Genomic DNA, 13,071 nt, shown 5'->3' with positions numbered 1-13,071 from the left:
GCGAAGCCGGCCAGGCCGGCCAGGATGACGATGAGGAAGATCGCCGTCACGATGGAGACTCCGCGTTGCCGACGCGCATAGTGTGCGCCCGCCGGGCGCACCCTGCCATGAAATAGGTCACGTCCCCGCATCATGGCGAATTCACCACGTGGGCCTGCGCGTACAGCGTGACGTTTTCGGCGTTGCCGCCGGCATCGGTGCGGGTCAGCGTCAAATTGACGCTGACCACGCCGTTGCGGGAACCGGCCCCCTCGGAGTACGCAATATTGCAGGCGGTCACGCCGCTCGCCAGCAGGGCCGTCGCCCCGCCGGCGGGCGGCGTCGGCTGGGCAGCGGCGATGGCATAGCCCCAATGGCGGCGCAGCACCTGATTACCGGCCGTCGGATCGCATGCATAGGTCACCGGCCCGGATACGACGAAGAAGCGTCGGGAGGGCGAGGCCAGCGGAAAGGTCTTGGCGGCGAAGGTGAATGTCTCGCTGCCGGCGCCATCCGTGGCGGTGGCGACCGGCACCCGGTTGGCGCCGACATAGGCGTCGGCATCGGCATGGCCCGCGCCGAGGTTGTAGACCACCAGGGAATCGCTTCCCGCCACGATCTGGCCGATTTCGGCGATGTCGCCCAGCGTGCGGAAGCAGGTGTCCGACAGACCGATTTCCAGCTCGTCGCTGTTGCCGCCGGGACAGGTGCCAGCCGGCTGCTCGCGATAGCGTCCGCCAGTACGGACGGCGAGGAACTCGAGATAGGTGACGCCTGCGACGGTGCTGACGCGCACGCTGTTCGGCAGCGCGCCCTGCACCTCGCGCGCAATGCGCCGCACGGCCAGGTCGGCGGCGTCGGTCAATTCGGCACGGCGGGAAACGTCGAAGTAGCTATCCAGGGGCACCTTGATGAAGAGAACGACGATGCCGGAGAGAATGGCAGTGATCGTGATCGCCACGATCATCTCGACCAGCGTGAAGCCGGCCTGTCCGCGGCGATCAGAGGTTCGGCGCATGGCGGGTTCTGATGCCGGAAAGGGAAACGGCCTCGCCGTTCGGCCCGGTGACCGTCACGGTGATCAGCAGGGCCTCGGTTGCCGGGATGCCGTTGAAGGCCGTCGGCGCCACCGCCACGGTTGCGCGGTAGCCGGCCAGCGCTGCAATGCAGGCGCCCGAGATGTCGCAGATGCCGGCAGGCACGGCCGCGGCCGTATCGAAGCCGTGGTAGTCGTTCACGTTGTCGAACGGGGTCGTGGCCGAGTAGCGCGTCTCCCCGACTTCCGGCGCCATCGCCGCTTCCGCTGCCGTCGCGCAGAAGGTCGGCCCGGCGCCGACGACGGCGCTGGTGGCGGTCGTCACGTTGGCGTCGTCCGGATCGCAGTAGGTGAAGGGCATCAGGCGCACCTCCTCCAGCAGCGACTCGGCGATGGCCAGCGCCTGCTTGCGCACCAGCGGGTCGGCCGAGGAGCGCGTGGTGATCGCGTACACGCCCATGACGCCGGCCACCGCCACGCTGACGATGACCATGAACAGGATCGTCTCGATGAGCGAGATGCCGCGCTGGCGCAGATGTTTAAGGCGTGGCGACAAAGCCTGTCTCCTGCTGCACCGTGAAAGTGCGGTTGTCCTGGCCGGTCACCGTCACGACCATGTTTGCCGCGAGTGAAGGCTGGCCAAGGCCATTGAAGCTGAAGGTTGCCGTCGTGTCGAGGCCGACGCCGTCCGGCGTGCCGATGTCGTAGGCATTGCCGGCGCCCGGCTCGCGCACCCCGGCAACGCAGGCGGCGTCGTAGCAGAGGCGAAGCCGGTTCGCCTCCATGACGACGAAGACATTGCGCCGCTCGGCAATGGCGACGCGCTGGGCATAGCGGATCGCGGCGACGCTCTGGTCGTAGAAGCCGCGCTCCTCGAAGGAAAGGCGGGTGAAGAAGCGCGGCGCGGCAACGGCGGCCAGGATGGCCGCCACCACCATGATGGTGATCAGTTCGACGAGAGTGAAGCCGGCTGTGCGATGCCGCCTTACGCCCGCCAAGTCTCCGCCGTTCATGGCATCCCCGCCCGCTCCGGACAGCGGCCCGCCGTGGCGGGCCAGTACAAAAGTCAGTCCCTGCGATACGGCGACGATCTGCGTTGTGCGGCGCCGGGACCCGCAGCGGCGCAGCACTGCAGATCAGTTGCAGTTCGAAACGTCGATCGCAAACGTCGGCGAATTGCCCGGGGCCGTGCAGGACCCGCCGCCCGCCGCTGCCGTATAGGTCACGACGCAGGTCGTGGAAGCGGCGGCCACGCCGTTCGGCCTCACTGTGACTGCACTCGTGTCGGTCGTGCCCCCGCCGGCAATCTGGTAGTCGGTGGCGGTAATGCCGGCCGCGAAAATAATTCCGGCCGCGTCAGCTGTCGGATAGCGATTACACATGGTGACATCGGTCGGCCCCTCTACGTCGGCTGCCGCATTCGCTGCCTGGCTCCGGGCGAGATTCGCACCGTGGGTCAAAGCCGCCGCCGCCTGCATCGCCCCCAGCGCCGCCCGAGCGGAAGCTGCACGAGCATCCCCCTGCAGGCTGACGAAGCGCGGCAGCGCCACCGCGGCGAGGATGCCGAGGATGGTGATCACCACGATGAGTTCGATCAGGGTAAAGCCCTTGTTGTTGCCTTTCATGACTGCACTCCTTCCTTGAGAGACCTTCTTATATAACTTTAGCAGCATTCGTTCCGCTGCTAGAACCACTGGTAATTCTCCACCGGCCGCAGGGCGATCCGCACCCCGCCCGATTCCGCCTCGACGCGGTAGCGAATCTCCGCCTTGCCGCTCGGGCCCGGCTTGAAGCGGTCGCTGAGCGTCAGCACATAGACCGCTTCCGACTTCTGTCCATCCCAATACCACCCCGGCTCGGCCTGCATGCCCGGCGCCGGTGCCTGCCATTCGCCGCGATAGCCCTTCGGCTTCGGGTCGACCCACCGGAACGGGTCTTCGCCGGCCAGCTTCGCCACGTCGGCACCACGGCCCCGCGTTAGGCGGCTGGCAGCCTCTATCTTGAGGCCGGACTCGAGGGCCATGACGGCATAGCGCACCATCGTCTTCTCGGCCTGCTCCTCGGCATAGCCCAGCACCCGCGACAGCCCCGCCAGCAGCAGCGAGAAGACCAGGAGCACCACGGCGAACTCGATCGCGGTGAGCCCCCCCTGCCGCCTCACTTGATCATCGCCTTCCCGAGATCCCACATCGGCAGGAACACGCCCAGCGCCAGGATCAGCACGATCACGCCGAGGAAGACGATGAGGATCGGCTCGATCTGCGCCGAGAGGTTCTTCAGCTCGTATTCGACCTCGCGCTGGTACATCTCGGCAACCTCTTCCATCATGTCGTCGAGCGCGCCGGATTCCTCGCCGACCATGACCATCTGAAGCACGACCGGCGTAAAGATTTTGGCCTGGACGGCGGTGCGCAGGATGCTCTCGCCGCGCTCCACGCCGAGGCGCATGTCCTCGACCTTTCTCGCGACGAAGTCGTTCTCGACCACCTGCGCGGTGAGCGAGAGCGCCTGCACCGCCGGCACGCCACTTTTCAGGCCGAGCGCCAGGCTGCGGGCAAAGCGCGCCAGCGTGGCCTTCAGCACGATGCTGCCGGCGATGGGGATGCGCAGCTTGAAGCGGTCCCAGTTGAAGCGCCCCTGCTTCGAGGCCAGCATGAGGCGGAAGCCAACCGCAGCAGCGACCACCGCCAGCAGCATCACCGGCCACCAGGCGACGAAGAAATCCGACGAGGCGACGATCACCTTGGTCATGAAGGGCAGTTCGGCCTTCAGGCTCTTGAAGACCTTGGTGAACTGCGGGATGACGAAAAGATTGATGATCACCAGCGCCAAGGCCATGACCCCGACCACGAAGCCGGGGTAGCGCAGCGCCGACTTCACCTGGTTGCGCATGTACTGCTGGAACTCCAGGTGGTGGAACAGGCTGATGAAGATCTCCTCCAGCCGGCCGGTGGTCTCGCCCACGCGCACCATCGACACGTAGAAGGGGCTGAACACCTTCGGCTGGCGCGCCATGGCCTGCGATAGCTCGCGGCCCGAATCGAGCGACTCGCGCAGGTCGCCGATCACGTCGGCGAAGGCGCGGTTGGTGCAGGATTCCTGCAGCGCCGCCAGAGACCGCATGATCGGCACGCCTGCCTTGAGCAGGGCGTACATCTGCCGGCTGAAGATGAGGATGTCGAGATGACCCACCCTGCCCATGTCGCGCAGGCGCGAGAACTGGGCCAGCACACCCTCCTCGGGCCCTGGCACCGCATCGATGCGGATCGGCGTGACGCCGGTCGACGTGAGATGGTCCGCCAGCGCTGTTGCGCTGGCGCTCTCCAGGGTGCCTTGGGTGAGGGCGCCCTGGGCGTTGCGGGCGGTATAGGCAAAGTAGGCCATGCCGCTCAGTCGTCCGACTGCGAACTGACGCGCATGGCTTCCGCCACCGTCGTGCGCCCTTCAATCGCGACGCGCAGGGCGTCCTTGTTCAGGGTGTGGCCGGCCATCTGCTCGCGCGCCGCCTTGACGAAGGCGCTGGGATTCTCGTGGTTGGCGGCCTCGACCACCCGGCCGGTCATCTCGAGCATCTCGTAGATGCCGGTCCGCCCGGCATAGCCGGTGCCGTTGCAATGCGAGCAGCCCACGCCCTCGCGGAACTCATGGCGTTCGATGGCCTCGCCCAGCTCCACGCGCAGCCACTCGTGCTCATGGGGGGTCAGGGTGTGCGTCCGCGCGCAATGGTCGCAGACGACGCGCACCAGGCGCTGCGCCAGCACCAGGCGCAGCGACAGCGCCACCATGTAGCGCGGCACGCCCATGTCGAGCAGGCGCACCGGCGTCGACACGGCGTCGTTGGTGTGCAGGGTGGAGAACACCATGTGGCCGGTCATGGCGGCGCGCAGGCCGATCTCGGCGGTGGTCTGGTCACGCATCTCGCCGACCAGGACGATGTCCGGATCCTGGCGCAGGGCCGAACGCAGCACGCGGTCGAAGGTCAGGTCGATCTTGTCGTTCACCTGCACCTGGTTGATGCCTGGCAGGCGGTATTCGACCGGATCCTCGACGGTGATGATCTTCTTCTCCGGGGTGTTCACCTCGGACAGCGCCGCGTACAGCGTCGTCGTCTTGCCGCTGCCGGTGGGCCCGGTGACCAGCACCATGCCGCTCGGGTGGTGGATGACCTCGCGCAGGCGGTCGACGATGCGCTGCGGCATGCCGAGTTTGTCGAGGCCGAGCAGGCCGCCGCTCTGGTTGAGCAAACGCATTACCGCCGCCTCGCCGTGCTGGGTCGGCATAGTGGAAATACGCACGTCAACAGCGGTATTGCGAATCTTGACGTTGAAACGACCGTCCTGCGGCAGGCGCTTCTCGGAAATGTCGAGGCCGGACATCAGTTTCAGGCGCAGCAGCAGGGCCGTGGCGATCTTGATGTCGGCTTGGGTCTGAACGTGCAGGATGCCGTCGACGCGAAAGCGGATGACCAGCGATTTTTCCTGCGGCTCGATGTGTACGTCGGAGGCGCGCACCTGCACCGCCGCCTCGAAGACGGACTGCAGCAGCTTGACGACCGGGGCCTCTTCCAGGCCCGGCGTAATGCCCATCGCGCCCAGATCGACGGTAACGTCGCCCAGTTCGGCCGTCAGTTCCTGGGCGAGACCGGAGATCTCCTCGGTGCGCTGGTAGACGCGGTCGATGGTCTCCAGCAGCTGGCTTTCGGTGACGACCGTGAGTTCAATGTCGCGCTTGAGGGCGCGCGACACTTCGTCGTAGGCAAACAGGTCGGTCGGGTCGGCAAAGCCGACGCGGATGGCCGCGCCGCGATCCTCCAGCACGAGGGCACGGAAACGGCGCGCCTGCGCTTCGGAGAGCATGCGCACCGTGTTGGGTTTGAGGTTGTAGCTGCGCAGGTTGATGTAAGGGATGGCCAACTGCTTGGCCATCGCCTGGGAAATGCCCTCCTCGGTGACGAATTTGCTGTCGATCAGCACGCGGCCGAGCTTGCGCCCGCTCTTCTTCTGCTCCTCGAGCGCCTGCTTGAGCTGATCTTCGGTAATCAGGGCCTGCTGAACCAGCAGTTCGCCGAGCCTGATTTTTTCCGGGCGAGCCATGAAGTTCCAAAAAAGTTAAACTGGTTTATGCAAAAAAGCGTGTAACACCGCTTAACATATACGAAAATACCCTCATTCAAGAAGGGATTCAAGTGTTTCATGTCGTTCTCTACCAGCCGGAAATTCCGCCGAATGCAGGAAATGCGATCCGCCTGACCGCCAATACCGGCGCGAAGCTGCATCTGGTGAAGCCGCTCGGGTTCAACCTGGAAGACCGGCAACTGGCCCGGGCCGGCCTGGACTACCACGATATTGCCCGGGTCAGCGTGCACGAGACCTGGCAGGATTGCCTGGCCGCACTGGCGGGCAGCCGGCTGTTCTTCGTCAGCACCCGGGGCGGCACGCGCTTCGATGCGCCGCGCTATCAGGCGAACGACGCCTTCGTCTTCGGGCCGGAATCGCGGGGGCTGCCGCAAGACATGTTGGAGAGCGTCCCGCCCGGCCAATGCATCCGCCTGCCCATGGTGGCGGGCAACCGCAGCCTGAACCTCTCGAATGCGGTGGCGGTGATGGTGTTCGAGGCCTGGCGGCAGAACGGCTACGCCGGCGGCAGTTAGGCGGTTTCCAGTTTGGGGTCGCGGCCGAGCAGTTGCTCCACGGCCGCGCTGGCCGGCACGCCGTCGTGCAGCACGCCCTTCACCGCTTGGGTGATGGGCATCTCGATATTGAGCCGCGCAGCCAGCACGGCGACCTCGCGCGCGCTGGACACCCCCTCGGCCGTATGGCCAAGGTCGCGCAGGATCCGTTCCAGCGCCACGCCTTTCGCCAGTGCCAGGCCGACGCGGCGGTTGCGCGACAGATCGCCGGTGCAGGTGAGGATGAGGTCGCCCATGCCGGCCAGCCCCATGAAGGTTTCGCGCTTGCCGCCCAGCGCCAGGCCGAGCCGCGTGATTTCCGCCAGGCCGCGCGTGATGAGGGCGGCGCGGGCATTCAGTCCGAAGCCCATGCCGTCGGATATGCCGGCGGCGATGGCCATGACGTTCTTCACGGCGCCGGCGACTTCCGCGCCGACCACGTCGTGATTGGCATACACGCGCAAACGGGAATTGTGCAGCGCCTGCGCCGTGGCCTCGGCAAAGGCGCCGTCGGCGGCGGCCAGGGTGATCGCGGTGGGCAGGCCCTGCGCCACTTCCTCCGCGAAGCTGGGACCGGTGAGCGCGCCGCAGGGCACGCCTTCGCCCAGTTCCCCGGCAACGATCTGGTGCGGCAGCATCTGGCTGCCCGCCTCCAGCCCCTTGCACACCCAGATCACGGGCGTCGCCGGCGCTGTCGCGCGCAGCTGGTGCAGGGTTGGGCGCAGGCCGAGGAGCGGCGTGGCGATGACGTTGAGTTCGCTGGCGCCGGCCGCGGCGGCGAAATCGGCCTCGATGCGCAGCGCTTCAGGGAAGACACTGCCCGGCAGGTAGCGGGCGTTCTCGCGCGTCGCGCGCATGGCGTCCGCCTGGGCGGCATCCCGCGCCCACAGGACAACCTCATGGCGGCGGGCAAAGGCGATGGCGAGCGCCGTTCCCCACGCGCCGGCGCCGAGGATGGCGATCTTCATGCGGAAATCAGAGTCCCCAGACCTGGCTGGCGCGCACGAAACCGGACTGGCCGTCGCGGTGGCGCACCTTCGCCCAGCCGAGCGGGCCCGGCTCGACGAGTTCCAGAAGGACGTCCTTGTCGGCCTCGAAGACCAGCGGCGCGCCGGCTTCGGCCTGGCTGCGCACTTCGGCACTCGTCGCCGTGACGATGAGCATGCGCTTCTCGGCAAGGGATTTTTTCTCGATCCAGGCGAGATCGCCGGCGGCATCGCGCACCTTGACCCAGCCTTCCAGGCTCACCACTGCCTCGACCGGCGTCCCGCGCAGGACGATGAAGAGCGGCCTGGCCTTTTGCGAGGGCGCGTCATACATCACCGACCCGGCCTCGGCCACCGATAGGTACTCCAGCGCCCAGGCGGGCGAGGCGAGAAAAGTCAGTCCGGCGAGGACGGCGGCGAGGCGGCGCATCACTGGATGGGAATTTCGCCCGGCTGCTGCTGGGCCTGCTGCTCCAGGCGCTGGCGGTAGAGCGCCTCGAAATTCACCGGCGCCAGCAGCACCGGCTGGAAGCCGGCGCGGGTGATGGTGTCGGAGACGGTCTCACGCGCGTAGGGGAAGAGGATGTTGGGGCAGGCGATGGCGACCACCGGCTCGAGTTCCTCGTCCGGCACGTTGCGGATCTGGAAGATGCCGCCCTGCGCCGCCTCGACCAGGAACTGGGTCTTCTCGCCCACCTTGGCGGTGACGGTGACGGTCAGCACCACCTCGAAGATGCCGTCGCCGAGGCCGTTCGCCTCCGACTGCAGGCCGACCTCGACCGCGGGCTGCTCGCGCTCGAGGAAGATCTGCGGGGCATTGGGGATTTCAAGGGAGAGGTCCTTGACGTAGACCTTCTCGATGGTGAAAACGGGCTGGGCAGTCTCTGACATGGCGTGGAACCGGGTGAAGAAGCAGTTGAGAAATTTATGCGCCGCGCAGCAGCGGATCGAGCTTGCCGGCGCGGTCGAGCGCGTAGAGATCGTCGCAGCCGCCGACGTGGTGGTCGCCGATGTAGATCTGCGGCACGGTGCGGCGGCCGGTCTTCTGCATCATCTCCTCGCGGCGGGAGGGATCGAGGTCGACGCGAACCTTCTCGATATCGGTCACGCCCTTGCTGTTGAGGAGCTGTTCGGCGCGCACGCAGTACGGGCACACCGCGGTCGAATACATGAGAACCTTGGCAGTCATTTCTTGGTCACCGGCAGGCCGGCCTGGTCCCAGGCGGAGATGCCCCCAGACAGGTTGAACACCTTGGCGAAGCCCGCCCGGCGCAGCGCACCGCAGGCCGAGGCCGAGCGGTTGCCGCTGGCGCAGTTGACGATGATGGTGCGCTCGCGGAACTTCTCCAGCTCGGGCAGGCGCTTGTCGAGCTGGGAGAGCGGGATGTGGCGGGAATTGGGAATGTGGCCGCCGACGTACTCGGCCGGCTCGCGCACATCCACCACGACGGCGTCCTCGCGGTTGATCATGAGCGTGGCCTGCATCGGCGACACGCCGGCGCTGCCGCCGCGCGCCTGCCAGGTCTGCCAGAGGAACATGCCGCCGCTGAACACGGCGAGGCCGAACCAGGCCAGGTTGTCCTTGATGAAATCCAAGCGATGCTCCGTTTATCTTTTCGGTTGGGGGACGCCGCAGAAGACTTCCCGCATCAGCACGATGAGCTGCAGCGTGCGCTGGTCGCCGACGCGGTAATAGACGCGGTTGGCGTCCTTGCGCGTGAGCAGCACGCCCTTGTCGCGCAGGATGGCGAGATGCTGCGAAATGTTGCTTTGCGAAGTGCCGACGGCGTCGACGATCTCCTGCACGCAGGCCTCCTGGTCGCCGATGACGCAGAGGATCTTCAGGCGCAGGGGATGCGAGATCGCCTTCAGCGCACGCGCGGCGGTCTCGATATGTTCCTGCTTCTCGATCAGGTCGGTGATGATGTTGTCCACTTCCACGATGAAATCCAATTGCAGCGGCTAATATTATAAAATACTTTCCTGTCGGCCAAACGCCGTCCGTCCATCTTCTGCAAAGCGCCCATCTCACGGAAATCATGAAGAAAATCGTATTGCTGCGCCACGGCGAATCCGCCTGGAACAAGGAAAACCGCTTCACCGGCTGGACCGACGTCGATCTGACCGACAAGGGCCGTGCCGAGGCGAAGCAGGCCGGCCAGTTGCTCAAGGAAGCCGGTTTCGCCTTCGACATCGCCTATACCTCGGTGCTCAAGCGCGCCATCCGCACGCTGTGGACCGTGCTCGACGAGATGGATCGCATGTGGATTCCGGTGGAGCACTCCTGGCGCCTGAATGAGCGGCATTACGGCGCCCTGCAGGGGCTCAACAAGTCGGAAACGGCCGAGAAATACGGCGAGGCCCAGGTGAAGATCTGGCGCCGCGCCTACGACACCCCGCCGCCGCCGCTGGAAAAGGGCGACGAGCGCCTCGTCGCCCAGATGGCCAATCCGCGCTATGCCGGCGACCCGGCCGCCGCCACGCCGACGGAATGCCTGAAGGACACCGTCGCCCGTTTCCTGCCCTACTGGCAATCGGCCATCGCCCCCTCGGTCAAGGCCGGCAAGAGCGTCATCATCGCCGCCCATGGCAACAGCCTGCGCGCCCTGGTGAAGTACCTCGACAACATCTCCGACGCCGACATCGTCGAACTCAACATCCCCACCGGTGTCCCGCTGGTCTATGAGCTGGATGACGATCTCAAGCCGATCCGGAACTATTACCTCGGCGACCAGGCGGCCATCGCCGCCGCCATGCAGGCGGTCGCCAGCCAGGGCAAGGCGAAAAACTGAAACAGCGGCCTTTTCTCGCTTTGCTGTTGTGTGCGGCGGCGAGCGTCCTCGCCGCCCCGGCCGACGTCAAGCGCGAGGAAATGAAGGATCTGCAGGGGCGCATCCAGTCCCTGCAGAAGGACATCGCCAAGGCCGAGGAATCGCGCGCCGACGCCGCCGAAGAATTGCGTGAGACGGAACAGGCCATCTCCGAGGCCAACCGCAAGCTGCGCGAGCTGGGCAGCGCGCGGGCGGAAGCGCAGGCCACGCTGGCCAGTCTGGAGTCCCAGTCGCAAAAACTGTCTTCGCGCATTTCCACCCAGCAGACCCAGCTCGGGCGCCTGTTCACCCGGCAGTATTACGCCGGCGAGACCGATGCGTTGAGCCACCTCCTCTCCGGCAACGACCCCAACCAGCTGGCCCGCGACGCCCATTACCTGAGCCTGCTCTCGCGCGCCAAAGCCGGCCTGATCCGCAACCTGGGCGAGGTACTCGACGAGAAAAAGCGCCTCGCCGGCCTGGCACGCGAGAAAAGCGAAGAACTGGCCGGGATAGAGAAAAGCCAGCAGCGCGAACGCGCCGGCCTGGTCGAGCAGCAGAAAAAGCGGCAGGCCGTGCTCGTCCGCCTGTCCGACCGCATCAAGGCGCAGCGGCGCGAAGTGAGCAGGCTCAAGCGCGACGAAAAGCGCCTGGCCAGGCTGATCGAGGGGCTCGGTCGCATCGTTGCCAAGCCGAAGCGGCCTGCCTCATCCCAGGCCCAGGCGCCGGCCCTGCGCAACGAACGCACACCGGACGCCTCGCTGGCGGCGGAGGCCTTTGTCCGGCTGAAGGGGCGCCTCGCCCTGCCCGCGCGCGGGGAACTCGCCAACCGTTTCGGCACTCCACGACAGGAGGGCGGCACGACCTGGAAGGGGGTGTTCATCCGCGCCGCCAACGGCACCGAGGTCAAGGCCATTGCCCCGGGCCGCATCGTCTTCGCCGACTGGCTGCGCGGCTTCGGCAACCTGGCCATCGTCGATCACGGCGACGGCTATCTGTCGGTGTACGGCAACAACGAATCCCTCTACAAGACGGTCGGCCAGCCGGTGAAAAGCGGGGAAGCCATCGCCTCGGTGGGCAACAGCGGCGGCAACCCGGAAACGGGTTTATACTTTGAATTAAGACATTTGGGTCAGCCGCTCGACCCCCTGAAATGGGTCATCCTGAGATAGCCTGATCCCCCAACGGAGCAACCATGCGCAACAAGCTGCAACAAGCCGGCCTCGTTCTTTTCGGATTGATCGCCGGCATTTTCGTCAGTCTCAATTTCTCGGCCATCGCCCAGAAGGACGCCGCTGCACCGCTGCCGATCGAGGAGCTGCGCACCTTCGCGGACGTCTTCAGCGCCATCAAGACGGGCTATGTCGAGCCGGTCGAGGACAAGAAGCTGATCACCCAGGCCATTTCCGGCATGCTTACCGGCCTGGATCCGCACTCGCAATACCTCGACGCCGACGCCTTCAAGGACCTGCAGGTGAACACCCAGGGCGAATTCGGCGGCCTCGGCATCGAGGTCGGCATGGAAGACGGCTTCGTCAAGGTCATCTCGCCGATCGAGGACACGCCGGCCTTCCGCGCCGGCATCAAGGCCGGCGACCTCATCGTCAAGCTCGACGACACGCCGGTGAAGGGCATGACGCTTTCGGACGCAGTGAAGCGCATGCGCGGCAAGCCGAAGACCCAGATCACCCTGACCATCGCCCGCAAGGGCGAGACCAAGCCCCTTATCATCACCATCACGCGCGAAGTCATCAAGGTGCAAAGCGTGAAGTCGAAGGTGATCGAGCCGGGTTACGCCTATGTGCGCCTGACCCAGTTCCAGGAAGACACTGCCAACAAGCTGGTCGATCACCTCAACAAGCTCTGGAAGCAGGGCGATGTGAAGGGGCTCGTCCTCGACCTGCGCAACGACCCGGGCGGCCTGCTGCATGGCGCCGTCGGCGTCTCCGCCGCCTTCCTGCCGCCGAAGGCGCTGGTGACCTCCACCGACGGCCGCACCGAAGACGCCAAGCGCAAGTTTTTCGCCAGCCCGGAGGACTATCTGCGCGGCACGCGCACCGACTATCTCAAGGATCTTCCGGCCGGCGCCAAGACCGTGCCGATGGTGGTGCTGGTGAATGCCGGCTCGGCATCCGCCTCCGAGATCGTTGCCGGCGCCCTGCAGGATCACAAGCGCGCCGTCGTCATGGGCACGCAGACCTTCGGCAAGGGTTCCGTGCAGACCATCCTGCCGCTCGCCAACAACACCGCCATCAAGCTCACCACGGCGCGCTACTACACGCCGAGCGGCCGCTCCATCCAGGCCAAGGGCATCGTGCCCGACATCATCGTCGAGGAATCCGCCAATGGCAGCTCCGGACCGCGCCTGCGCGAAGCCGACCTCGAGCGCCACCTGGAGAACGACAAGGACAAGGAACCGGCACCGGCCGCCAAGCCGCAGACCAAGGCGCCCGCCACCAAGGGCAAGCCGGCGAAGGACGAGCCCGAAGAGGAGGAGAAGTCGCGCTTCGAGATCGCCTCGAAGAACGACTACCAGCTCAACCAGGCGGTCAACCTCCTCAAGGGCCTGCAGATCATGCAGTCAAAGTGACG

At 66.0% G+C, this 13,071-nt stretch carries 17 protein-coding genes; 4 read left to right on the top strand and 13 right to left on the bottom strand.

Features of this window, described 5'->3' with window-relative positions; translation table 11 throughout:
- Positions 1-130: 130 nt before the first annotated feature.
- Genes ROZ00_16640 through ROZ00_16610 form a run of 7 tightly spaced genes read right to left on the bottom strand, consistent with a single transcriptional unit; the run spans position 131 to position 6,108 of the window.
- The gene (locus ROZ00_16640) at positions 131-997 is read right to left on the bottom strand and encodes a prepilin-type N-terminal cleavage/methylation domain-containing protein (protein MDT3737859.1); all 867 of its coding nucleotides are present in this window, start codon (positions 995-997) and stop codon (positions 131-133) included.
- Entirely contained in the window at positions 981-1,571 is a 591-nt protein-coding gene (locus tag ROZ00_16635) for a type II secretion system protein (protein MDT3737858.1), read from the bottom strand. Before ROZ00_16635 ends, ROZ00_16640 begins: the two co-directional genes overlap by 17 nt.
- Positions 1,555-2,145, bottom strand: a complete 591-nt coding sequence (locus ROZ00_16630) for a prepilin-type N-terminal cleavage/methylation domain-containing protein (protein ID MDT3737857.1) — start codon at positions 2,143-2,145, stop codon at positions 1,555-1,557. Before ROZ00_16630 ends, ROZ00_16635 begins: the two co-directional genes overlap by 17 nt.
- A gap of 6 nt (positions 2,146-2,151) precedes the next feature.
- Positions 2,152-2,640 (bottom strand): type II secretion system protein, encoded by a 489-nt coding sequence (locus ROZ00_16625; GenBank protein ID MDT3737856.1) that lies wholly within the window; start codon positions 2,638-2,640, stop codon positions 2,152-2,154.
- Positions 2,641-2,699: 59 nt separating this feature from the next.
- Positions 2,700-3,176: a hypothetical protein gene (locus ROZ00_16620; protein ID MDT3737855.1), complete on the bottom strand. Its 477-nt coding sequence runs from the start codon at positions 3,174-3,176 to the stop codon at positions 2,700-2,702.
- The gene (locus tag ROZ00_16615) at positions 3,173-4,399 is read right to left on the bottom strand and encodes a type II secretion system F family protein (protein ID MDT3737854.1); all 1,227 of its coding nucleotides are present in this window, start codon (positions 4,397-4,399) and stop codon (positions 3,173-3,175) included. Before ROZ00_16615 ends, ROZ00_16620 begins: the two co-directional genes overlap by 4 nt.
- 5 nt (positions 4,400-4,404) lie before the next feature.
- Positions 4,405-6,108 (bottom strand): GspE/PulE family protein, encoded by a 1,704-nt coding sequence (locus ROZ00_16610; GenBank protein ID MDT3737853.1) that lies wholly within the window; start codon positions 6,106-6,108, stop codon positions 4,405-4,407.
- Positions 6,109-6,200: 92 nt separating this feature from the next.
- On the opposite strand from ROZ00_16610, the gene ROZ00_16605 reads away from it, so the two are divergent.
- Positions 6,201-6,665: a tRNA (cytidine(34)-2'-O)-methyltransferase gene (locus ROZ00_16605; GenBank protein MDT3737852.1), complete on the top strand. Its 465-nt coding sequence runs from the start codon at positions 6,201-6,203 to the stop codon at positions 6,663-6,665.
- Here ROZ00_16605 and ROZ00_16600 read toward each other — a convergent pair.
- From ROZ00_16600 to ROZ00_16575, 6 genes are read right to left on the bottom strand one after another with little or no spacing between them, the layout of a single operon-like run.
- Entirely contained in the window at positions 6,662-7,651 is a 990-nt protein-coding gene (locus tag ROZ00_16600) for an NAD(P)H-dependent glycerol-3-phosphate dehydrogenase (protein MDT3737851.1), read from the bottom strand. The genes ROZ00_16605 and ROZ00_16600 overlap by 4 nt on opposite strands.
- Before the next feature lie 7 nt (positions 7,652-7,658).
- Positions 7,659-8,099, bottom strand: a complete 441-nt coding sequence (locus tag ROZ00_16595) for an SH3 domain-containing protein (protein ID MDT3737850.1) — start codon at positions 8,097-8,099, stop codon at positions 7,659-7,661.
- Positions 8,099-8,560, bottom strand: a complete 462-nt coding sequence (gene secB / locus ROZ00_16590) for a protein-export chaperone SecB (GenBank protein ID MDT3737849.1) — start codon at positions 8,558-8,560, stop codon at positions 8,099-8,101. Before secB ends, ROZ00_16595 begins: the two co-directional genes overlap by 1 nt.
- 34 nt (positions 8,561-8,594) lie before the next feature.
- Positions 8,595-8,858, bottom strand: coding sequence for a glutaredoxin 3 (gene grxC, locus ROZ00_16585; GenBank protein MDT3737848.1), 264 nt, complete (start codon positions 8,856-8,858; stop codon positions 8,595-8,597).
- Positions 8,855-9,265, bottom strand: coding sequence for a rhodanese-like domain-containing protein (locus tag ROZ00_16580; protein ID MDT3737847.1), 411 nt, complete (start codon positions 9,263-9,265; stop codon positions 8,855-8,857). The genes grxC and ROZ00_16580 overlap by 4 nt, the downstream gene beginning before the upstream one ends.
- A 12-nt stretch (positions 9,266-9,277) precedes the next feature.
- On the bottom strand, positions 9,278-9,622 hold the full coding sequence (locus ROZ00_16575; protein MDT3737846.1) for a metalloregulator ArsR/SmtB family transcription factor: 345 nt from the start codon (positions 9,620-9,622) through the stop codon (positions 9,278-9,280).
- Positions 9,623-9,708: 86 nt separating this feature from the next.
- Here ROZ00_16575 and gpmA point away from each other — a divergent pair, with 86 nt between their 5' ends.
- Genes gpmA through ROZ00_16560 form a run of 3 tightly spaced genes read left to right on the top strand, consistent with a single transcriptional unit; the run spans position 9,709 to position 13,069 of the window.
- Complete coding sequence (gene gpmA / locus ROZ00_16570; GenBank protein ID MDT3737845.1) at positions 9,709-10,461, top strand: 2,3-diphosphoglycerate-dependent phosphoglycerate mutase; 753 nt, start codon at positions 9,709-9,711, stop codon at positions 10,459-10,461.
- A 20-nt stretch (positions 10,462-10,481) separates the two neighbouring features.
- Positions 10,482-11,651, top strand: coding sequence for a peptidoglycan DD-metalloendopeptidase family protein (locus tag ROZ00_16565; protein MDT3737844.1), 1,170 nt, complete (start codon positions 10,482-10,484; stop codon positions 11,649-11,651).
- Positions 11,652-11,674: 23 nt separating this feature from the next.
- On the top strand, positions 11,675-13,069 hold the full coding sequence (locus ROZ00_16560) for a S41 family peptidase (protein MDT3737843.1): 1,395 nt from the start codon (positions 11,675-11,677) through the stop codon (positions 13,067-13,069).
- Positions 13,070-13,071: the final 2 nt, after the last annotated feature.

This window comes from Denitratisoma sp., assembly GCA_032027165.1.
GTDB lineage: Bacteria > Pseudomonadota > Gammaproteobacteria > Burkholderiales > Rhodocyclaceae > Desulfobacillus.
Note: the sequence above shows the minus strand (reverse complement) of the source record. Positions and strands in the feature narration are given on the sequence as shown.